Source organism: Acinetobacter portensis (genome assembly GCF_023158935.1).
Classification (GTDB): domain Bacteria; phylum Pseudomonadota; class Gammaproteobacteria; order Pseudomonadales; family Moraxellaceae; genus Acinetobacter; species Acinetobacter faecalis.
In genome coordinates, this window is sequence record NZ_CP096121.1 from 266,101 (window position 1) to 287,706 (window position 21,606).

At 40.3% G+C, this 21,606-nt stretch carries 19 protein-coding genes, 10 pseudogenes and 1 other annotated feature; of the genes and pseudogenes, 9 read left to right on the forward strand and 20 right to left on the reverse strand.

What is annotated here, in order from left to right:
• The first annotated feature begins 56 nt into the window (after positions 1-56).
• A protein-coding gene (locus tag MZO21_RS14025) for an IS4-like element ISAba1 family transposase (RefSeq protein ID WP_085940648.1) occupies positions 57-1,147 on the forward strand; the annotation gives its coding sequence in 2 pieces (ribosomal slippage) (positions 57-597 and positions 597-1,147; 1,092 coding nt in all).
• Positions 1,148-1,609: 462 nt separating this feature from the next.
• Here the strand turns inward: MZO21_RS14025 and MZO21_RS14030 are convergent.
• The 4 genes and pseudogenes from MZO21_RS14030 to MZO21_RS14045 all read right to left on the reverse strand — a co-directional run.
• Positions 1,610-2,533 (reverse strand): annotated as a pseudogene (locus MZO21_RS14030) (ISL3 family transposase); the annotation flags it as partial.
• 130 nt (positions 2,534-2,663) lie between these two features.
• Entirely contained in the window at positions 2,664-3,467 is an 804-nt protein-coding gene (gene lnu(G) / locus MZO21_RS14035; protein WP_002333496.1) for a lincosamide nucleotidyltransferase Lnu(G), read from the reverse strand.
• A gap of 178 nt (positions 3,468-3,645) precedes the next feature.
• A pseudogene (locus MZO21_RS14040) lies at positions 3,646-3,999 on the reverse strand (transposase family protein); the annotation flags it as partial.
• 12 nt (positions 4,000-4,011) lie between these two features.
• Positions 4,012-5,046, reverse strand: coding sequence for a permease (locus tag MZO21_RS14045; protein WP_029396327.1), 1,035 nt, complete (start codon positions 5,044-5,046; stop codon positions 4,012-4,014).
• A 111-nt stretch (positions 5,047-5,157) separates the two neighbouring features.
• Between MZO21_RS14045 and MZO21_RS14050 the strand changes: the two genes are divergently transcribed.
• Positions 5,158-5,472, forward strand: a complete 315-nt coding sequence (locus tag MZO21_RS14050; protein WP_000349485.1) for an ArsR/SmtB family transcription factor — start codon at positions 5,158-5,160, stop codon at positions 5,470-5,472.
• Between the two features lie 183 nt (positions 5,473-5,655).
• Here MZO21_RS14050 and MZO21_RS14055 read toward each other — a convergent pair.
• The 5 genes and pseudogenes from MZO21_RS14055 to MZO21_RS14075 all read right to left on the reverse strand — a co-directional run.
• Positions 5,656-5,934: pseudogene (locus MZO21_RS14055) on the reverse strand (phenol hydroxylase); the annotation flags it as partial.
• A gap of 37 nt (positions 5,935-5,971) precedes the next feature.
• Positions 5,972-6,220, reverse strand: a complete 249-nt coding sequence (locus tag MZO21_RS14060; RefSeq protein ID WP_006581702.1) for a phenol hydroxylase subunit — start codon at positions 6,218-6,220, stop codon at positions 5,972-5,974.
• Between the two features lie 311 nt (positions 6,221-6,531).
• Positions 6,532-7,765: pseudogene (locus MZO21_RS14065) on the reverse strand (IS3 family transposase).
• Positions 7,360-7,476 (reverse strand) — a sequence feature (AL1L pseudoknot). It overlaps the preceding pseudogene by 117 nt.
• A gap of 182 nt (positions 7,766-7,947) precedes the next feature.
• Positions 7,948-8,514 carry a recombinase family protein gene (locus MZO21_RS14070; protein WP_248104262.1) on the reverse strand — a complete coding sequence of 189 codons (567 nt, stop codon included), beginning with the start codon at positions 8,512-8,514 and terminating at the stop codon, positions 7,948-7,950.
• A gap of 113 nt (positions 8,515-8,627) precedes the next feature.
• Positions 8,628-9,400: pseudogene (locus tag MZO21_RS14075) on the reverse strand (IS3 family transposase); the annotation flags it as partial.
• An 82-nt stretch (positions 9,401-9,482) separates the two neighbouring features.
• Here MZO21_RS14075 and MZO21_RS14080 point away from each other — a divergent pair.
• Together MZO21_RS14080 and MZO21_RS14085 are read left to right on the forward strand one after the other, a co-directional pair.
• Entirely contained in the window at positions 9,483-10,496 is a 1,014-nt protein-coding gene (locus tag MZO21_RS14080) for a DNA cytosine methyltransferase (protein WP_042893681.1), read from the forward strand.
• A 105-nt stretch (positions 10,497-10,601) separates the two neighbouring features.
• Positions 10,602-11,288, forward strand: a pseudogene (locus MZO21_RS14085) (DNA cytosine methyltransferase); the annotation flags it as partial.
• On the opposite strand, the pseudogene MZO21_RS14090 reads toward MZO21_RS14085, so the two are convergent.
• From MZO21_RS14090 to MZO21_RS14110, 5 genes and pseudogenes are all read right to left on the reverse strand, one after another.
• Positions 11,286-11,396 (reverse strand): annotated as a pseudogene (locus MZO21_RS14090) (peptide-methionine (S)-S-oxide reductase); the annotation flags it as partial. The pseudogenes MZO21_RS14085 and MZO21_RS14090 overlap by 3 nt on opposite strands.
• Positions 11,397-11,506: 110 nt before the next feature.
• Entirely contained in the window at positions 11,507-11,968 is a 462-nt protein-coding gene (locus MZO21_RS14095) for an META domain-containing protein (protein WP_033917524.1), read from the reverse strand.
• Positions 11,969-12,070: 102 nt separating this feature from the next.
• The gene (locus MZO21_RS14100; RefSeq protein WP_077170331.1) at positions 12,071-13,120 is read right to left on the reverse strand and encodes an Lnb N-terminal periplasmic domain-containing protein; all 1,050 of its coding nucleotides are present in this window, start codon (positions 13,118-13,120) and stop codon (positions 12,071-12,073) included.
• A gap of 23 nt (positions 13,121-13,143) precedes the next feature.
• Positions 13,144-13,656: a trimethoprim-resistant dihydrofolate reductase DfrA41 gene (gene dfrA41, locus MZO21_RS14105; RefSeq protein ID WP_248104154.1), complete on the reverse strand. Its 513-nt coding sequence runs from the start codon at positions 13,654-13,656 to the stop codon at positions 13,144-13,146.
• 162 nt (positions 13,657-13,818) lie between these two features.
• Positions 13,819-14,584, reverse strand: a pseudogene (locus MZO21_RS14110) (IS5-like element ISAba31 family transposase).
• Positions 14,585-14,763: 179 nt separating this feature from the next.
• Between MZO21_RS14110 and MZO21_RS14115 the strand changes: the two are divergent.
• On the forward strand, positions 14,764-15,081 hold the full coding sequence (locus tag MZO21_RS14115) for a hypothetical protein (protein WP_248129691.1): 318 nt from the start codon (positions 14,764-14,766) through the stop codon (positions 15,079-15,081).
• On the opposite strand, the pseudogene MZO21_RS14120 reads toward MZO21_RS14115, so the two are convergent.
• A pseudogene (locus MZO21_RS14120) lies at positions 15,076-15,486 on the reverse strand (transposase family protein); the annotation flags it as partial. The gene MZO21_RS14115 and the pseudogene MZO21_RS14120 overlap by 6 nt on opposite strands.
• A 37-nt stretch (positions 15,487-15,523) precedes the next feature.
• Complete coding sequence (locus MZO21_RS14125) at positions 15,524-15,928, reverse strand: transposase family protein (RefSeq protein WP_152872730.1); 405 nt, start codon at positions 15,926-15,928, stop codon at positions 15,524-15,526.
• Positions 15,929-16,018: 90 nt separating this feature from the next.
• On the opposite strand from MZO21_RS14125, the pseudogene MZO21_RS14130 reads away from it, so the two are divergent.
• Positions 16,019-16,258 (forward strand): annotated as a pseudogene (locus MZO21_RS14130) (DNA cytosine methyltransferase); the annotation flags it as partial.
• Positions 16,259-16,315: 57 nt separating this feature from the next.
• Here MZO21_RS14130 and MZO21_RS14135 read toward each other — a convergent pair.
• Positions 16,316-16,753: a hypothetical protein gene (locus MZO21_RS14135; RefSeq protein ID WP_038350010.1), complete on the reverse strand. Its 438-nt coding sequence runs from the start codon at positions 16,751-16,753 to the stop codon at positions 16,316-16,318.
• Between the two features lie 400 nt (positions 16,754-17,153).
• On the opposite strand from MZO21_RS14135, the gene MZO21_RS14140 reads away from it, so the two are divergent.
• The 3 genes from MZO21_RS14140 to MZO21_RS14150 all read left to right on the forward strand — a co-directional run bounded on the left by MZO21_RS14140 (position 17,154) and on the right by MZO21_RS14150 (position 19,565).
• A complete protein-coding gene (locus MZO21_RS14140) occupies positions 17,154-17,390 on the forward strand; it encodes a hypothetical protein (protein ID WP_038350011.1) in 237 nt (78 codons plus the stop codon).
• A gap of 370 nt (positions 17,391-17,760) precedes the next feature.
• Positions 17,761-18,279 carry a translesion error-prone DNA polymerase V autoproteolytic subunit gene (gene umuD, locus MZO21_RS14145; RefSeq protein ID WP_033917549.1) on the forward strand — a complete coding sequence of 173 codons (519 nt, stop codon included), beginning with the start codon at positions 17,761-17,763 and terminating at the stop codon, positions 18,277-18,279.
• Between the two features lie 47 nt (positions 18,280-18,326).
• The gene (locus tag MZO21_RS14150) at positions 18,327-19,565 is read left to right on the forward strand and encodes a Y-family DNA polymerase (RefSeq protein WP_236754007.1); all 1,239 of its coding nucleotides are present in this window, start codon (positions 18,327-18,329) and stop codon (positions 19,563-19,565) included.
• Positions 19,566-19,699: 134 nt separating this feature from the next.
• Here the strand turns inward: MZO21_RS14150 and MZO21_RS14155 are convergent, their stop codons facing one another.
• From MZO21_RS14155 to MZO21_RS14165, 3 genes are read right to left on the reverse strand one after another with little or no spacing between them, the layout of a single operon-like run.
• Positions 19,700-19,948: a hypothetical protein gene (locus MZO21_RS14155; RefSeq protein ID WP_033917550.1), complete on the reverse strand. Its 249-nt coding sequence runs from the start codon at positions 19,946-19,948 to the stop codon at positions 19,700-19,702.
• A gap of 51 nt (positions 19,949-19,999) precedes the next feature.
• A complete protein-coding gene (locus MZO21_RS14160) occupies positions 20,000-20,461 on the reverse strand; it encodes a hypothetical protein (protein WP_046127872.1) in 462 nt (153 codons plus the stop codon).
• Positions 20,462-20,483: 22 nt separating this feature from the next.
• Complete coding sequence (locus tag MZO21_RS14165) at positions 20,484-21,440, reverse strand: hypothetical protein (protein WP_228160841.1); 957 nt, start codon at positions 21,438-21,440, stop codon at positions 20,484-20,486.
• Positions 21,441-21,606: the final 166 nt, after the last annotated feature.

Genomic DNA, 21,606 nt, shown 5'->3' on the forward strand with positions numbered 1-21,606 from the left:
AAATAGATAACTCATTGAAATAATGTCACAATAATTGTTTTCTAACGACGAATACTATGACACATCTCAATGAGTTATATCTTATCTTAAACAAATCTCTAAAATGGAACAAGTCACATTTAAAGTGCTTTGCGCTCATCATGCTTGTGATTATTTTAAAGCAAACATGTAATCTTTCTTCTGCATCTAAAGCCTTGCCCATCAAGTGTTTACCACAATCATTTTATCGACGTATGCAGCGCTTCTTTGCAGGTCAGTATTTTGATTATCGTCAAATTTCTCAGTTGATTTTCAATATGTTTTCATTCGACCAAGTGCAACTGACTTTAGATAGAACCAATTGGAAATGGGGAAAACGAAATATTAATATCCTGATGCTCGCAATCGTTTATCGTGGAATAGCGATACCTATCCTTTGGACATTGCTTAATAAACGTGGAAATTCAGATACGAAAGAGCGTATTGCTTTGATTCAACGCTTTATAGCCATTTTTGGTAAAGACCGTATTGTGAATGTGTTCGCAGACAGAGAGTTTATCGGTGAGCAGTGGTTTACATGGTTAATTGAACAAGACATCAACTTCTGCATTCGTGTTAAAAAAACTTCATTGTCACCAATCATTTAGGAAAGAATCATAAAATTAGTGATTTATTTCGCCATCTTAAAGTTGGTCAAATTGAATGTCGTAAACGACGGATTTTGGTTGGTCGGGTGAAACTATATATAAGTGCACTACAGTTAGAAAATGGAGAGCTTTTACTCGTCGTTTCTCCTCAGTTTAATGCCAATGCTATTCAGGATTATGCATTACGCTGGGAAATTGAAACCTTATTCAGTTGTCTCAAAGGACGCGGGTTTAATCTTGAAAATACGCGCTTGACAGACCCTAGACGAGTGAAAAAATTGATTGCGGTGTTAGCTATAAGCTTCTGTTGGTGTTACTTAACGGGTGAATGGCAACATAATCAAAAAAAAGCGATAAAAATAAAGAAGCATGGACGACTCTCAATGAGTTTATTTCGCTATGGTTTAGACTATGTTCAAATGGCGATTCAGCGTTTAATTGGTTTTGGGAAAAAAGAAGAGTTTAAGGAAATTTTGGCAATTTTAAGAAAGCAGAATCCTGATAGGATAAGGGTTCTGTGAAATTTGTCGTGTACAGAGTATAATAATAATAATCGAGCATGAGTCTCATACGGATGCTCGGGTCGAAAGGGAATCCCCAGGCGAGTAACCTGTTTGCGGTGATCCATTAGCTGCAGGAGCAGAAGAGCATACATCTGGAAGCAAAGCCAGGAAAGCGGCCTATGGAGCTGTACGGCAGCGCTCAGTAGGCAATTTTTCAAAATATTGTTAAGCCTTTTCTGAGCATGGTATTTTTCATGGTATTACCAATTAGCAGGAAAATAAGCCATTGAATATAAAAGATAAAAATGTCTTGTTTACAATAAAGTGGGAGTAGTAATTTCGTTACTTTGTTTAGAATTTCTTCAGAAATATTTCTTAATAAATCGTGTTTTTCAACAAGCGTAAAATTACTTTCTAAAATCGGGTATACGGATTTAATGGTTGATGGGGCACCTTTACCCCACCAACCTGATACCATTATCAGATGGTTGATAGATCGACCCCGTAGTTGAGTTCCTCTGCGAAGTCCGGCAGTCCGTAACCGATGGTTTTCTTGTAGAACGGAGAGACCTTCGCGGTCGGGGCCTTCTTCTTGTGCTTCGTGGTGTAGAGCATTCGTGCCCGCATCACCTCGAAGGAGTAACCACGTCCTTCACGGTTCTTGTCCTTGGCCAGTCGGTTGATGGACTCCGTGTAAGCGTTGGTGACGGGCATGTCCGTCTCGAAGTAGGTCATGATCTCTTCGCGCCAGTTGCCTACAGCCCTGACCAGATCGCTCCAGACTTCCTTCTGGCCCTTCGGGATGGTGGCTATCCACTCGTCCAGGGCGGCTTCTGCCTGGGGCCGTGTGGTAGCGTCCCAGATGCCGTAGAAACGTTCCTTGTGCTCGTAGGCGGCCAGCAGTTGTGGGAATGCGCCGGTCCAGGTCTCCATGATGAGGCGTTCCCGGTTTGAGACTTCGTGAGCGCGTTTCAGCAGGATTTTCCGGTCACCCTTGAGGGTTCGGCTCTGGGAGGGCATCAGCTCCTTCCTGAGGCCCTTGCGCACCTTCTCCAGGGCATCGTTGGCCATGCGCACCACATGGAACTTATCGACCACGATGCGGGCCTGTGGCAGCACCGCCTTGACCGCTGCTCGGTAGGGATTCCACATGTCCATGCTGACGATCTTGACCTTCTGCCGGTCTTTCATCTTCATCAGGTAGTTGGTCATCACGTCCTGACGGCGGGTGGCCAGCAGGTCGAGCAGGGTCCTCTCCTCGATGTTGGTCAGGATGCAGCGGTAGCGCTTGTTCAGGTACAACTCGTCAATGCCGAGAATGCGGGGCGTCTCGAAGCGGTGCCAGCGCCCCAGGAATTCGGCGCGGGCGTTGAAAATGTCGCGTACCGTCTTCTCGTCCAGGCCCGCAATATTATCAAGAGTAAACTATTAAAAATCCATTAAAATCAATACTTTCACTTTGAGAACATGTATTTAAAGTAAATAACAATTAAAGCCTGTATCTTAGTTATCACTTGAGATACAGGCTTTTTATTTATTCGTTCATATAATTAAACAGTTTGCCTAAAAAATCATCGCTAATGGTTAATTGATACTGTTTTTCAACGAGATTTCGAAGTTCCATAACGAGAAGCAAAGAGTTCTTATAGGCTTCATATAGTTCTAATTCATTTAATCGGGCAGTAGTCTTTTTAAACTTTTCATAGTTTTCAGGACTAATTTCTTTTTCAAGATTCTTTGTCATATTAAACCAATTATCGGCATTTTCTTCCGCAATTCGAATGAGTTGTAGTATATTTTTTTGTAATTGAGATAAAAGTTCCAGTGAACGTGCATTTTCCCCTCTTTTAAGAACATTAATCCCCATTAACCATAGGTTGGAAAAATTATTCAATAAAAAATTTACGTTTTCTTCTGTAAGTCTATTTGGTCCCGGACCTTCCAACTCTGATAAATACAATTCTAGTTGTCCTGTTTCATCATAAATAAACATTGCTTTTGTGTCAGGAATGTAGCCTGATTCTTTGAATGAAGGAATAATATTCATTTCGTTTTCGGAAAGGAAATGAAATTCACCACGTATTAGATTTTCAAAAATTACTACTTCCGTACCGTACTCATTTTGATAGAGTAAAGTGTAGGAAGCGACTTCATTTAGCCATTTTGCTGAATCAAAGGTGGAAATTGTATCATCTTTTAGAAAAACGTAATATTCTATATCAGAGTATTGATCTCCCTCTCCTTTTGTAAAAGAGCCATACATCATACAAGCAGATATTCGTTCATCTGACTGGACAAGTTCCTTAACCCTTGCCATTAGTTCCTTTTGTTTTAACAATTCGATTCCTTCTTTCTTTATTTTGATTCAGGGAGAAATAAAAAATCCTCCCACCTCTCTTTAACCACTTTAACTACTATAAATTATAGACCTTGTTAATTTTTATTTAAAGTAAAAACCTCCCTAATATCCCCCTCCTAAACTACTTTAACTACTATTATTCATTATACTATGGATAAGTGGTATCAGCCACGTAGGCGTAGGGGTGATTGAAGGCTTCCTTCTCCACGTACTCATGCAACCGCAGCGTCATGCGGAAGCCGTCCACCATCTCCGGTAGCTGGGGCCTGAAGGTGGTCTTGCAGGCCCGGCAGGTGTACCGGCGACGAACTACCCAGAGGGTGACCCGCTTGCCGTGGATGGGCAGGTCACGATAGGGAACATCACGCTTGCCGAACCGCACGAACTCACCCTGCACGCAGCACCCCTCGCAGGCTACTGGTGTAGGTGCTTCAAGCCGAAAATGTATGTCTTCATTCTGCTCATCAGAATCCACCAACTGGTAACCAGGAAGGCTTAACGAATTAATCATCTCCCGCCTTGATCAGAAAAACAGGTAGGTGGCGTAACCGGCAATCATCGCCATAGCAAAAATGACTGCTAAAAACGCCGCTAAAAGCTTCAGCGTGAACAAAGAGCGCAACAGAATGAGCTCAGTCAGGCTGGCTCCGGCACTGCCGATGATCAACGCAAGCACCGTCCCGGCACCCACGCCTTTGGCCATCAGAGCCGCTGCCAGAGGTATGACGGCTTCAGCGCGAATATACAACGGCACGCCGATGACAGCGGCAACTGGAATGGCAAAGGGATTATCTGGGCCTGCATACTGCTCCAATAAGTCAGTGGGCATGAAACCATAGATCACGCTGCCAATCGCAATAGCGATGAGCAGGTAAGGCAACACATCGATAAAGTCCGACCAAGCTTCCCGCCACACACCATTGTACTTCCCTTCTTTCTTAACCGTGACAGTGGGTTGACTGTCACAGCATTCGCTAGACGTAGAGACTGTTGTCTTCCTATCAGCCCCGCAAGAAGCCGTCTTCGGAGTGGTGTCGCAGCTGTTGGTGCCGCAACTCGATGCGGTCGATGTAGCACTGCACGGGCTTGCTGATGAACTACATCCACTGCTCTCTTGTGTCGCCGTCCGGCGCACATAACGCTCGAAGCCAAGCGTGTGAAGCAGCCATCCGGCACCTACCGCGACCACCAAAGCGGCGAGCACATAGATAGCAGTAAGTGTCCATCCAAACGTGGCAACCAGCAGGCCGACGACGATAGGATTCAGCAACGGAGATGTGAAAAGAAACACCATCATCGGCCCAAAACCGGCCCGTGCCTGAATCAACCCTTTCAACATGGGGATAGTCGAGCAACTACAGAAGGGCGTTATAGCTCCTAAACCAGCAGCAAGAAAATAGCCTCGCTTCCCACTGGAAGTCAGTAACGCTTCCACCTTGGATGGTGGGATGTGACGTTGAAGAACTCCGACCAGCAAGCTAATGCCAATGAATAAAACCGATAGCTCGATAGCGAGAAAGGCGAACATGCCTAGAGCGTCTTGGAGTTGAGGTGACATTCAATATTACTCCTATATTTCTAGTTTTATCGAAATGATGTACGCAGCCTACTTGCGTTTATCCGACCTGTCAACTATAATTCTAGAAACATCGAATTATTGGGGCGTGCTATGGATCACGAAAAGGTTGCAGCCAGCTTAGCTGAGCTAGGGAATAGTCACCGACTGTCCGTGTTCCGCTTTCTGGTCAAAGCTGGCCATGATGGGGCTTCGGTCGGAGATATCCAGAAGGGGCTGGGTATTCCTGCTTCGACGCTATCACATCACCTTGCGCGCATGGCCAAGGTAGGGCTGATCCGGCAGGAGAAACATAGCCGCACGATTGTCTGTATACCCGAGTATGGGCACCTAGAGAATTTGATCGGTTTCTTACAAGAGGAATGTTGTGCAGGTGTCCGGATTGCGCATGAACCAGAACCGCTTTGACGCTTGCCCAGCTCTCGCTGTCCTCCCTAGTCAGCATCGCTATGAAGACTCAGGCGAAGGTGGAAACAGAAAATTGGCAGTAGAGTAGGCTGAAGAGGATCAATCAGATAATCCGCTGAGAAAGATTTTCTTCTTTACATCTTTGGCATTTTATCAACCAGAAATTCCGGATACCCCTAAAATCTCTTGTTGTTTAGCTCGAGTTTGGGTATAAGCCCCATAATAAAATTGACGAGGATCTTTAAGCACGTACCAATCTTTCATTTGGATTACAGTACGGCCCTTATCGTAAAGATCAAATTCAGGCTGCCATAAAGGTTTGTAATGAAAATTAATTTCTTCCTGAATATCGTAGGTCGCTTCTTGATAACGTGAAGCTGGTTTATCACCAAATCTTTTTTCAATATAAGCATAAGTATTTCTTAAAGGCTTAACTGAAGATGTTTTAATATCAATTTGCATATAAATCTTCCTGATTTTTTAATAAAGACTAGAGTTTTTATTCTCTAATACCGGCCTGTCCAAATCGCCACTTCATGCGGTCATATTCAATCTTTGCAAAATCATCCGTACTTAGGTGCTGTACTTGATGGTGTGCGCAGAATTCTTCAAAAGCCTTGACTGGCATAATCATTTCTACAGCTAACTCTGGATCACCTATCGAAAATTCAAATTCGATATATTTGTCACGCTGAGTCCCTGTAACATGAATAAAGCAAGGAGGCTGTTCTACATTGAGTTGCTGCATACCAAAATCCTCATATTCTCCATAAGATTATTGCAACTTGCATGCCAATTTTATTTATTATTATTTTTCAAATATTTATGATTTTCTCTTTTTTATTTCATACAATGTTCTTTATCAAATTCTTAAGTCACAATGTATGACTTAAGAAAATTCTCAAGTGTTTTATATTTTCTCAGTTGTATAAGCACTTATAGATGATCAAAAAAAAAGAAGCCAAAGCTTCTTTTTTTGATTTTCCAACTCGCATTGATAGCCCCTATAATTCAATCAACTGAACCGTACCGGGTTTGTCGGAGAGTTTTTTATTTAAGTTAGGCCACCTGACCTAACGGGTTAATCTTATCATAGTACATTGCTTCAAAATCAAAAGGTGATACATAACCTAGTGCACTATGTACACGCTCTTTATTGAACCAATCTACCCAATTTAGTGTCGCAAGTTGTACATCCGCTAAACCTTGCCAATCTGCTTTTAGATATTCAATCACCTCTGTTTTGTATAAGCCATTCACCGTTTCAGCCAAAGCATTATCGTATGAATCACCAGTCGTACCGACTGATGCTCGTAAATTTGCTGCTTCTAAACGATTGGTATAGCGAATGGAAAGATATTGCACACCTCTGTCGGAATGATGAATCACATTCTTTGGCATGCCTCGATCATGCAATGCTTGCTCCAATGCATCGAGCACCATATCTGTATTCATCCGTGTCGATACTTTCCATCCAACAATTGCTCGTGAGAACACATCAATAATAAATGCAGTATAAACCCAGCCTGAATTTGTTTGAATATACGTAAAGTCACTCACCCACAGTTGGTCAGGATGATCAGCAGTAAAATTACGTTTCACTAAATCATCTGCTCGTTTTTGGTCATCTCGGCTACGGGTGGTTTGTTTGTTCTTACCACGCCAAACACCTTGTATACCTAGCTTTTGCATTAATCGAGCAACAGTACAGCGCGCAATAATATAGCCTTCACGTTTCAGTTTTTGCCAGACTTTACGTACACCATACCGACCTGAACTTTCCTTCCAAATTTGTTTAATCTCCTCAGCATGATGCAAGTCATGTAAATCTCGCTTTGCTCGATGTTCTGGATTTTCACAGAGATCTAGAGTCCGGTAATAGGTTGAAGGTGCGATCGGTAAAATTCTACAAATCGCCTCGACTCCGTACAGCTCTTTATTATTATGGATAAAATCCACCATTATTTGTGTGGGCGGTCGAGCTCCGCCTGGGCGAAAAAAGCGGCTGCTTTACGTAGAATTTCATTGGCGCGTTGCAGTTCTTTATTTTCGCGTTCGAGTTGTTTGATACGTTCTTGGTCTGAAAGCTGCTGTACTTTAACTGGATTTTGTTTATCTAAATATTTTTGATACCAAACACGTAGTGTTTCAGGAGTACAACCCTTGCGCAGTATACTGCTCAGGGAGCAATAGCGGTGATCGCAGCCCAATTCGATGGATAATCTTTCTCGGATTCAATCAATAATTGAACCGCTCTTTCTCTGATTTCAGGGGTATATTTTACTTTTTTCATCGGGACATTCTCTCAGAAAGCTTGGTCTCCGACAAACCCGGTACGGTTCAAAAATCTTCCATTGATTTATTTATATCTGTTAAACCAGTCGCATTATGAAATGTAATATAAGTAGAAATTTCAGTATAAATGGTCATGATCTTTTCTAAATTTGAATATCTAAGCGTCTTCATTAATCAACCTTATTGATTATTAGTTTCTTCTTTTAAAGCTCTTTGTACTGTTGCTATCCCTACTTTAAACTTTTCTGCAACACCTCTAAATGTTGAATTTTCTTCAGCCATTGCTTTTCGTATTTCAACATAGTCAACCTTCCGCTTTCTTCCCTTATATAAGCCCTTCGCTTTGGCTTTTGCAATTCCTTCCTTTTGACGCTCACGGATCATGGAGCGTTCAAACTCTGCAAATGCAGCAAGCATCTGAAACATGAGTTTATTTATTGCCGATTGTGCTACATCATGACTGAAGGTCAAATTCTCTTTATGAAAAATAATGGTTATACCACGATCATTCAGACTATTCACAATTTCGTTCAGATCATTTGTATTACGTGCCAGACGATCAATACTATGAACATGCACCGTATCACCTTCACGCAGATAGTCGAGCATTGCATTTAACTGAGGACGTTCACGGCTACCACCGCTTGCCTTTTCAGTAAAGGTCTTATCCAGGCTGATTCCATCTAATTGACGTTCAGTATTTTGTTCAGTTGAACTGACTCGAATATATCCGACCTGATTAGACATTCTGTACCGTTAGAGTTTAGATAATTAAATACATATTGTACCGAAATTAAATATTAAGTCTATAAATACGGTTTTTGAGTTGCTTTTTAAGACTTTATTTTGTTCCGTTAGGCTATACTAATCGATACCCTATGCGCAAGTACCTTGCGGCTATGCCAATCAATCACAGCACATAAATAAACAAAGCCTTTTGCCATAGGGATATACGTTATATCAGTAGACCACACTTGATTACTGCGCTGAATAGCCAATCCTTTGAGCAGATATGGATATTTACGGTGAGCTTGATTAGCCTGGCTTAAATTTGGTTTGCAATATAACGCCTGAATACCCATTTTCTTCATTAAAGTACGTGTATGACGTCGTCCTATATGATGCCCTTGACGATTCAACAAATCACGCATCATACGACTGCCTGCAAAAGGATATTGCATATGTAATTCATCAATACATCGCATCAGCTTCAGATCTGATGAGCTAACAGGTTTTGGGCGATAATAATAACAACCACGAGAGACTTTCAGTAACTTAGCTTGTTTAGATACTGAAATCTGAAGTGAGTGATCGATTAACTTTTGTGGTTGAAGCGGCCCAGTTTCTTCAACACACCTTCTAAAAAATCAATTTCTAATGCCTGCTCACCGATTTTTGCATGTAACTTTTTAAGATCAATGGGAGGTTCTGATGGAGCTTTTGATTGATCGAAAGCTTGTGAGGAAGCTGAGATCAATTGATTTTTCCAGTCAATAATTTGGTTTTGATGAACATCAAACTCAGAACTCAATTCAGCAAGTGTTTTTTCTGCTTTGATCGCAGCAAGTGCTACCTTAGCCTTAAAGTCGTTTGAATGATTTCTTCTTGGTCTACGTGCCATAAAATACTCCATATATTGATGTTTATAACATCATTTGAGGAGCAGAGTATCACTTATAGGAGTTGTTCAAATTTCCGGATCCATCTCTCTTTTATTGGATGCAAGAAGTAGTTTTATTGATGCTGAGTTTAAGATTTCAAACATCTTTGATGCACCGCATAAGAATGAAGTTGTTCGCTTAAATAAGAAATCACAAGCATATGTTGAAGCTAATGGCTGGATGTCCAGATCTTCCGCATTAGAACGTTTAGAACAATGGAAAAACGTTGCGTTTAACCAATATCTAGATCCAACGATCCGCAACCAAAACAACCAAAAAATTGTCCTTTCTCTTTTTGATTTGTCTGGCACATGGTCACAACCATGGGTTGATGCTGGCTATCAAGTATTTCGGTTTGATATACAGGCAGATCCTTATTTTGGCGATATTAATAACTTCAGCGTGGAATTCTTTAACGAGCTTTTTGCATGCTTTGATGGTTTGGACGTTCATGCGATTTTAGCTGCATGCCCATGTACAGACTTTGCTGTTTCTGGTGCAAGACATTTTACTGCCAAAGATGCTGATGGTCGCACGTTAAGCAGTATTGAGCTGGTGTACCAAACTTTAAGAACAATTGAATTTTTTAAACCGAATATTTGGGCAATTGAGAATCCAGTAGGGCGTATTGCGAGCTTAACCGGGTTGTCGCCGTGGCGTCTGTCGTTTGATCCGTTTCATTTTGGTGATACATACACAAAGAAAACATTATTGTGGGGCCGTTTCAATGCCGACCTACCAATTGCACCTGTTGAACCTGTTGAGGGCTCTAAAATGCACCGCCTATACGGTGGCAATAGTATTGCGACTAAGAATGCTAGAAGCGTAACGCCTGAAGGTTTTGCATACTCATTTTTCACGGCAAACAACGCACATAGCAATTCGTTAATGACGATTTGCAACAAGTATGATCGTTTAGATCCTGAGCTTTTGAGTCGCTGTTTAAATAGCGGTTTGAGTGACTACGACATCTCTAATTTGATCGATGACGATTATTACGACTGTGATGATTATTCAGCACATCAAACATTAGAAAGTGCCGTTGAAAGCATGGGGGTGGCTGTATGAATCTGAGCAAGGTTATTCATGCTTATAGGTATCTGTCTCCAGAAGATGTACCGCATGAATTAAGAGATCTAAGCCATAAAGGGGCATTTGTAAGAGGGAATTTCTATGTATAACTTGCTTCCACATGAATTAATCGTTGATAACTTTGCTGGCGGTGGCGGTACATCAACTGGTTTAGAACGTGCGTTCGGTAGACCGATTGATATTGCAATTAATCATGATCCGAAAGCCTTGGCCATGCATCGCATCAATCATCCAAAAACAAAGCACTACTGCGAGAGTGTTTGGGATGTTAACCCTGTAAAGATTACGGGCAATCAACCTGTTGGCTTGGTTTGGCTTAGTCCAGACTGTAAACATCATAGCCGTGCGAAAGGTGGCAAGCCGTTAAACAAGAAGATCCGCGGTTTAGCTTGGATTGCTTTAAGGTGGGCTGCAACAGTTCGACCACGAATCATCATGCTTGAAAACGTGGTTGAGTTTGTTGAATGGGGTGATTTGGATAAGAACGGTAAACCGATTTTAAAGCGGAAAGGGCGAACGTTTAACTGTTTCGTGAATGCGCTCAGGTACCAAGGGTACACGGTCGAATATCGTGAACTACGAGCATGCGACTATGGTGCACCGACATTGAGAAATAGATTTTTCTTAATTGCTCGGCGTGACAATTTACCGATCGTCTGGCCAGAACCCACACATGCTGAATTTGACTTTTTTGCACCTCAAAAAACGAAAAAACAACCATGGAAGACAGCTGCTCAATGTGTGGACCTTAATTATGAATGTTTAAGTTGTGTGCCCACCTGCGTAACCGCTGACGACTTGCTGAACTCCCTGAATCTGTAAAAATACGGCTTCAGTACACCAAAAGCATCCCCCACCGAAAAGTGCCTGTTGCATGGTTGATTCCTCATTCAATTAAATAACTCAATCGGGCTGATGGTTAAATTCCAGCTCATCAGTATGAAAGATAAAAAAGCCTGTCCATACAGGCTTTTTGTAGGGAAGTATTAACGCGGCTGAACAGCACTTTCCAGCTGGATCAAGAGATTTCCATGGCGATCCAGTAATTTTAAGGTTTTAGCAAATACCTGATAATGCGTCACTTTAGCTAAAGCTTCATTAAATTTCTGATCAAGCTGATCGTTGTTCATGCAAGCCATACGGGTAGTAGCCATTTGACTCAGGGTCAGCGTATCTTTTGCTGCTGTGTAGCTGCCCATAATCCGGTTACAGCTATCTGAACCTGAAACGCGCTGGGTACTGGCATCAAATTGCAGACTCGGAACATTGCGTGCGGTTGGCGCAGTCTTGATTTCAGTATTACCAATCTGGGTCGCAATCCAAGTACGATTTTGCAAAAGTTGTAAATGATTCGCGGTTTGTGTCGTGGCTGTATTGGGCACAGTTTCGCAGCCCATGACCGTTAGAACCGAGCCTAAAATCGCGATTGCAGTTAATTTTTTTAGCATGAGAGATACTCTGATCATTGACTAGCTATTTGTATATAAACAAAAAAATGATCAAGGTTCCAGTTGATTTTGTATCTTTATTGAAGTGGATTTGCTACACAGTTATCGCATGTCGGGTTTTGGTAGGCCCTGCCGGATCAGGCGTGAATAGTCCTGACTGGAGAGATTAGCGGTGCGTTCTACCCGTGGATTGACATGTGCCCGTTGATACCAAGTGTGCATATCCCAAGACTGTTCTAGTACTTTAAGATCATAGAGATAATTCGGTAAATAGCCGGAGGCCAGCAACCGGTAATCTGAGGGTAGCTGTTGTTGCGATATCGCCTGAACCATATCAAAGACTAGTGTGGTGCAATTACTGGTCAGGGTATTGTACCATTTTGGCTTTTGGGCCAGCTCATCGGCCTGACGCAGATATTCCTTGAATAGCGCTTTAGCCTGAGCTTGCGGCATTTTGACTGGGAAAAAATAGACCTGTTCACCACGGACATTGCTACGGGTATAGACAATATCCTTTTCATCCGATGCGACCAGACTCAGTTCATATTTTCGGAAAAAGCCACCAATCGCTGAAAACTCTTCATTCTTTTCCTTGCGGATTTCAATCGAGAAGGTGAGTGGCTTTTGATTGGCAAAATCGAAGCTGACCAGGGTATGGGCAATTTTAGGCCCCATCCAGTAGGAAGTAATGATGTTCACGCCAGTAATCTGATTCAGATCAAAACTGCGGCTTTCCCAGCGTTCGATATAGCGACCATCGGCCTGCCAGTCAAAGTTGCGGATATTGTGTAAGGTAACCTGATCGCCTTGCTGCTCATAATGCAGAAGCTGGGAAACCTCAGGATTCCACTCTCGATCCTGACGCGCTTCCAGACTGAAATATCCTAGCAAACAGAATAAAAAGGCCAGAAGATAAAGAACGCTATCCACTTGGCGGGAGATCAGATGCCGGGTGAAATAAATCCCGAGAACGACCAGCGCAAAGGTCAGCCAGAGTCCAATCAGTATCAAGCTGCCGATTTTGCCGATGGGAAGATGAACCCACAGCATGAGGCTGAGCCACAGGCTCGACAGAATGACGAATAAAGTAAACAGGCTGCCCAGCAGCCACAGACTCCAATGTCTGGAGATATATTCGCGTCCCTGCATCATCACTTTTTCATGAGAAATAGGTTTTATTTTCTGTAGGTTGCGAACTCAAAAGCAATGCCGGTTTTGTCATCAATATGTTGTTCTGACGCTATCTTCACAAAATCATTTGGAATTTTAGGATAAAAAATATCACCTTCAACATTTAAATCAACATGAGTAAGCTCTAGTCGATCCACAATATTGATGGTTTGCTTGAAAATCTCACCACCACCAATAATAAAAATTGTATTTGGTTTCTCTGATGCTTGAACGTCAGGAATAGATTTCTCTAAGGCTTCTTCGATTGAATGTGCAACTTTAACGCCGTCAAAATTCCAATTATGGTTTCGAGTAATTACCCAATTTACACGTTTAGGAAGCGGACGACCAATCGAATCAAAATTTTTACGACCAAGGATAATTACCCCACCTTGGGTAATTTCTTTAAAGTGTTTTAAATCAGGAGAAATATGCCAAGGCAGATCGTTATCCTTACCAATACAACGTTGGTTGTCCATAGCAACCACATGTACTACTTCAAAACTTTGGAAAGTCATAACTTAATTGTCCGGAACATATTGAATATCACATATAACAAAATCCCGCTTTATAAAAAGCAGGATTTGGTCATGGTAACTATAAAGGAAAATAAAGCTAATTTCAGCTTAATTTAAAAATCCATTAAAGCTAAAGAATTTTTAAGTAGGGTCTGTTGACATTTACTGTTCATAATTAACCCTATAAAGGTAGCCATAAAAATATACAGGCTAAAGCAACAGAACTTTGATAATTTCTTTTGAGCTTGTCATATCGAGTAGCTATTCCTCTAAATTGCTTTAATCTACAAAACATATTTTCAACTAAATGCCTGATTTTATATAAATACCAGTCCATATGGTCATTGTTCGATTGGCTATTTGTTTTCTTTGGTATATTCGCTTTAGTCCCTGTTTTCCTGATCTGTTCATGCAGTGGTTCTGAATCATAGCCTTTATCTGCACATACCACTTTTGTCTCTTTTAAATCTAATGTTGATATTAAATCAGGTGCAACTTTAACATCATGTGTGGTTCCATCGGTAATCATGAAATCAATAGGATTGCCATGTGCATCAACAATCAAATGTATTTTTGAGGAGTTTCCTCCTACACTTTTAGAAATAGATTGATTCGCTATACCGGCAGAATGTTGATGAGCACGTACATGAGAGCCATCAATAAAAATCCACTCCATATCGGGGCATGAGGCTAGTAATTTGAATAATCTAAGTAACTTACCGCTGCTTGACCAACGATTAAAACGTTTGAAAATAGAGTTGGAATGACCAAAACAAGAAGGAATATCTCGCCACGGACAGCCTGTTCTAATTCTATAGAGAATAGCTTCAATAAAATTGCGTAAATTTGAGTTGTGGTGAATGGATAAATTACGCAGAATAACTTTCAACTTTTGCCAGTGTTGATCTGTCAGCATGGTACGAGGCATAGCGAATAGTAAAATTGGGTTTGGCGATTTGATTTTACTACTTCGCTATTTTTTTAAACTAAAAGTGTCAACACACCCTAAGCATATTCAAGCGTAAAAAACCTTTAGCACCAGCTACATTAGAGCGAATTGTGAGGGGGATTTTAAAATATATCGTTCACAACCCAAAACCTTACATCGTGGACAATGTGGCGCCAATTCTTACTGAGTGTGCCAATGGTTCAAGTCGTAGATCCATGCCAATAAATGAGCCATTACGTACAATTACAGCAGAAACAAAAGGCGGTACACATGCGCTATACGTGTGTCACCTATCTAAAATGAAAAAGGGGTGCACTGGCCAAGAGCTATCAGAACCATTTCACACGTTAACGACCGTGAATCAGTTTGCGGAAGTACGTGCGCTACTTTTGAAATTTACCGGGCAATTCAACTTTAAGAATGACTTGTTTGAACGTTTCGGCTTAATCGAAATCAATAATAGACTTCCTTCATAAATCATTTTTCAACCAATTTAATTGTTTATCTTTCACCCAATCTAAATTGTATATGCCAGCAAGTAAATTAAACCGCAGGTTTAATCGTTTACGACGATTTCTATATACACAAGATAAAATCTTAAAACATTTCATCCTTCCAAATACATGCTCTACTTGAATTCGTCTACGACCAATCTCTTTATTTAACTTTTTTAATTCAGAATCTAGTTTTTCAGTTTTCTTTGCTTTAGATGGCATGAGGCATCCAAAACCCAATTTCTTTATCCCTAAATACCCCTTATCAACGATAAAAAAGGGCTTAAATTTTAATTTCCTCATGCTTTTTTTAAATATTTTAAAATCATGCATGCTTCCATGACTTCCACATACACTCAGTATTTCACCTGTTGTATAGTGCATAGATAGCTGAAATTTAAAGGTATGTCGCTTTTTTTTACCGCTATACCATTTCTTCTGTTTTTTTTGGACGTTGAACTAATATTTCAGTTGCATCAATCACAACAACTTCCCAATCCACTTCATCTCGATTAGGAAGTTGTTTTGGCAAGTTAAATTTTCCAGAACGGATTAAGGTATCTTCAATAACGCGTGTGATACGAATTGCACTCGTTTCAGATACACCGTAACTCATACCAAGATGGAAAAATGTTCGATATTCTCTCCAATATTCTATACATAAGAGTAAACGATCTTCCAACGGTAATTTATGTGGTCGTCCTTTACCAATATGACAAGGTAACTCCTTATTTAGCTCGGCCAACATGAGGTTAAATGTAGCCCAACTAACACCGGTAAGCCTACGAAACTTAACGTCTGATAATTTTTGAATATCTTTGAATTTCATCCAAAGATTATCCCTTGGATTAAATAATTTTGCTGATTAATTTAAGATCAAATAAATTGTACGTTTTTTGATTTATGACGGAAGTCTAATGAACATTATTATATTGAAGACATTGGTTTTAGGATGATTCAACCATTTGAGTTGTATAAGGCTCAGGGCTTTCCAAGCAATTACATCTTTACTCATGGTGTAGATGAAAATAACCAAAAAATTAAGCTGACGAAAACTGAGCAATACAGAATGGTAGGTAACTCAGTACCTCCAGATCTATCCCATGCACTTGTCAAAGCAAACTTTAAACATGAAATGAAATATCAAATTGCATCGTAAAAAAAACCTAGCATTGATTGGTCAATGCTAGGTGGGTATAAGACTTTTCAGGGGCTCTTATATTGCAAATGCTAACTGTGCTACTGGTGGCTTTAACATGCCCATTGATGTTAATACATCAGTGTATGTACGTACAGACCAGGTATTCGTTGATATATCAAAATAGATACAACTAAAAATAGTTTTGTACTCAGCGTACAGGGTAATCAAGTCAAAGCTATCGATATTGGCATTTTCAACCCGTTCGCTATATGTTGTACTGTAAGAGACACGCGTTAGATCTTCAGGTGCAAAATAGACAATACGTGCTTTGTCGCCGTGTCGTTCGTGGTTGTATTTGATCGTATTACACTTTGATAATCTCTCAATGTAACGGTCAAAAGATGCAGAATTTTGAACCTCTTTGTAGAGTATTTCCGCTGCATGGTAAATAAAGCAGTTGCTTAACCCAATGCCGTGCGAACTAAGGACTTTTTCTCCATCTGTTTTAAACATCGTGTAGCGTAGATACATCTTGAATACTCCAGGTTTTAAGCAATGAGCTTGATGTATTCATTTTAAAGACTGTTTGGGCTTTAAAATTTTTTCAAAAAAAAACCTAGCTAGGCTAGGTCAAAAGGGTAGAAGTTAATTAAATAACCTGAAGATCCAAAGTCCTAATGCTAAAAATGCTTCTTCCAGCACTTCAATCTTGGTTGTGTATTCAAGTGAATATAGATGTCCAACTTCAGTAACACTCAGTTTCATACGATTAGATAGGTCCAAGTCACTCACATTTAATTTGATCAGTGCATTAAACAAATAAATTAACGAAAAAAAGTTTTTTGATAAAGTTTTTGTGGCTAATAGATTTAATATAATTATCTAATTGGTTAGGTTATAAAAGGTAAAAATTTTGTCTAAATCTGATAATGACAACCCGTGTAAAACCAAAGAGAAACCGTTTTGGAACCATGTCAATACAGATGACTACGAAGAAGAAAACGAATATAAACACCAAGCGCCATCGTTCTTTAAGTATTTATTCAATATGTGCAGAAGCTGGCTAATAGTCATTATCGAAGTGCATATTCTTATTGGTTTTATTCTACTGGTTTTGTACATGTGGAAAGGCGTTTTAGTTTTTAATTAATAACGCTGTTTTTGAACAAACCCAATTCATGAATCTGAAAGCAGTTTGCCGTAGATATTTAACATTCAACGCTATTAAATGCTCAATCTGTTTATGCGATGAATTCCCTCTAAACCATCTGCATATACAAGTGAGTCGGTTCCTGATCTCTGGCCATGGTCTGACCAGGCCTGGAAACCAAAATCACCGCGTCAAAATTTAGTACGCGCAACAGCCTTATATCACTTGAGTTTTTCTAAGATCTAAGTCAATTTTGAACTTCCAATACGACCAGTAGGCAAGTGGCATGCCTACTGGTTTTTATTTTTTGATTGATCATCAGACATGCAAGAAATAGAATTGGTATATATATTCTTTCACCGGTCTTGAGATGTCAGAAAAATCAGAAATACCGCTTAAAGCTGGTGATTTAGTTGAAATTGAAGCTCTTGCTCCTGGTGCACCTAAACGCATTCCAGTGGCGTTAGAGCTGCTGTCGGCTGGATTTGCATCACCAGCACAAGATTTTATTGAAAAGTCGGTCGATCTCAACGAAATGCTGATCACCAATGAGTACTCTACGTTTATTGGTAAAGTAGGCTCTCGTTCCATGCTAAATGCCGGTATAGATATTAACGATAAGCTCATAATCGATAGAAGCTTAGACGCCAAGCATCTAGATATTATTGTTGCTCAGCTAGAAACAGACTTTACCGTTAAGCGGTTGATGATCACCAAGCAAATGTCAGCTGGTGAAATTAATGAAATTTTTGGTCCAGATGCAAAATCTATCCCTCCAGTTTGGCTTAAAGCAGAAAACCAAGAGCACTCACATATTTTTCTAAAACCTGAACAGGAATTGATTGTGTGGGGCGTAGTGACTTACATCATTAAAGACGCACGAAAATGACAAACCGGGTATTTATTCATGTTGATATAAATTCGGCATATTGTTCGATGGAAGCATTTTGGAACCCTAAGTTAAAGGGTAAACCATGCGTTGTCTTAAGCTCTAATGATGGAACAATCATCGCGAGAAGCGCTGAAGCTAAACTCTTAAAAATCCCGATGGGTGCGCCACTCTTTAAGGTCCAAGACATCATCAATAAACATAACGTTCATGTGCTATCGAGCAATTTTGCGCTATATGGCGAAATGTCACGCCGTTTTCATGGAATATTATCTGGTTTTGTAGATCCAAGCTGTTACAGCATTTACAGCATTGATGAAGGCTTTATAGAATTTACTCAATTTACTAAAAACTTTGATGCTACTGAAATGGCACGGGAGATTCGGCATCAAGTATATAAGTTTATTGGCTTAACAACGTGCGTGGGTGTTGGTAGAACACTGACTGAAAGTAAAATGGCCAACAACCTTGCCAAAAAGAATCCAGAATTAAATGGAATCTGTAATTTAGTGACAATGAGCCTGGTAGATGTCGAAAGCTACTATCAAAGCATGCCAGTTGATGAAATATGGGGTGTAGGGCGAAAGTACGCTAAAAAGCTTAATGACATGGGGATTTTAAGTGTGCTGGATCTTGCAACATCCAACCCGAATCGAATGCGTGAACTCTTCAATGTGAATATGCAAAGTACGATTTTAGAATTGCTTGGCCAGCCATGCTTTGAATTTGAAAGTTCACCTAAGGCGAAACAACAGATTGTCTCGAGCAAATCTTTCGGCCAGAAAATTACTGAGCTCTCAATTCTTCAAGAAGCCGTCAGCAAATATACCCATAATGCATTCAATCGGCTTGTTGCTGAACACCAGCTATGCGGATCTCTGATTGTTTTCTTGCAATCCAACCCATTTGACCAGTCAAAACCGTATTACAGCAAGTCGTTAACATACACGTTTACCCAACCTACAAACAATTTGATGCAACTGGTTAAAGCTGCCACATCACTGATTGATAAATTGTACAAAGAGGGGATAGAGTTTAAGAAATGTGGCGTGATGTTGTGTGAATTGATAAAAGAAGAACATCGCACGATCGGCCTACTAACTGACGTAGAGCAGCTTGAAAAAGAGCAAGCGTTAATGACGGCGTTTCAAAACATTCAAAGTAAGTTTGGCAAGGCTAAAATTGCTGCTGGATCATGTAATCTGAAAAATAGAGATTGGGAACCTAAGTCAGAACGTCAAAGCCGTAACTATTTTAGTGAGGCTGGTATGATTGTCTTCAATTGATTCATTTGAGGGAATTTGTTGGCAATGACGGGGATGGTCAGACTCGAACTGGCATTCAAGGAATCAAACCTTTGCCTTAAAGAGATTGATCAAATCTCAAAATCAATTGGCTACACCCTCGGAAATATAAGAAATTAAGATTGCTGATAGCTTCTTGGTGATTCAGCTGGTGTACCATCATCATATCGCCAAAATAAGAAGCTTCCACTCCATTCGACTTCACCTGAAGCATAGTCACGGATCTTATCGCTCCAGCGGATAGGTTTAATTTCATGGTCTAAGAATTCATCCCACACAATAAACGCCGTGCCATCTTTGTTTGGGATTTGGTCCTCTATGAAGAACCAGGGTGACTTCACATCAACAGAACAGCGTTTTGTCATTTTGTCTCTCTCACTCTTTTGAGTCGTATGCATATTCATATAAGCCTCAAATCAATTGAAAAGATCCTGGAAACTGTTTTGAACGTCAGATCGTGCGATCGGCGCTGTTTCTTGTTGCACAACTTCATCAATCAAATAAGCAACAGGACTTACAGATTGGCTTTTTGTGAAAGTCGGTGCACCAGCTTCAGCGATAAACTTCTCGCTAATCGGTTTTTTGATTTCTAAGCGATACACACGGCGCAGCTTGTTTAAGCAATCAGACATTGAGCCATCGCCAATACCGTGACGGGCTTTCTTGTTATCACGAGTCTTAAACGTGAAGTATGGAAAATGTTTGGCCATGACTGCAGTAATGTCTTTACCAACCAAGTAAATGTGGCTGTGTGTTTCGTAGAAGTGGGTAAATGACGTCTCTACGTGATAAGCAGCCAACAAGCTTTTTGCTTGAGGGTCAGTGATAACCGATTTAACTTGGTTAATCATTTTTTTGGCAATTGTTTTGTTATTCATGATGAACACCCTATAAATTTGATTAATTAGATTGAGTTAATGCAAGTTGCGTAAAAATACGTTTTAGGCACACTTTACATGTAACAAGGTGCGGTACCGTGTCCACGGTAACTTCACCTACTTTCATTTTGAATTCTTTCTTTGCTTCATCTGCAGGGAATAAGCCTCCAGCTGAGCACAAGTACTGGTTTTTCTCACGAACCAATTTAGATCCTGAGTAGTCTTCATCAAAAACCAAGTGAGTCACTGTATTTGATTTTTCACCATCGCCCCATGATCCAGCTGACAAGCCTGACATTACAATTTTTACACCAGTGAACCATTTGAACGGTAAAGCACTGAAGTTTTTCTTCTGATCGATAGCATCAAAGATCGGTTTAGCTTGTTGCAGCGCATTGAATAATTCAAACAATGCAGTAATTTTTTTCTTAGCATCCTGTTCAGCCTGGTTCCACTTGGTTTGCGCCTCATACTCAGCACGGGTATACCAGACCACTTGCCCATTTTTTGCATATAGCCAAAGTTTTTTACCAGTCATGAGATGGTTCACCATCGCATCGGGCATATCAAACATGAGGTTGTTAAATGACATAACTTTGTCATTCAGGTTGATAAAAGACTTTTTATCTTCAGGTAGTAGCACCGGCACTAACGTAGAGCGTACTAATGCTTCGTAGTTGTCAGTAGACATGCTAGAACGTGGGAAACTATGACCTGTAAACACTGGCTTAAGATAAGGGTTGTATGGCAACTCAGTTGCTAAAACCTTGGTGGACCATTCTTCCCACAAATTGAACTTTTTAGCTTGTTCAACCATATGGTGCAGATCTGCAGTAGAAATTCTAACTGATGGCATTGAAGGGTTATTTACGGATTCTGGCGCACGAGTTACACGAACAAGTTCTATAACTTCATGCGCTTCAATTGGACCATATTTGCGATCAAGGTTTTTGTTCAGTAATTCATTAATAGAAACCATTTCAACTCCAAGTTTTAAGCTTTCTGCTTCAATATGTTTATTTTAAGATAGAACCTAACCCAAAAACTTTTTTAAAATTATTTATTATTGTTTTACTGGTCCTTGCTGCGACTTTTAACAGATAGCAGCTAAAAATAGTAATGAGGATGCTATTAGAATGATGGAA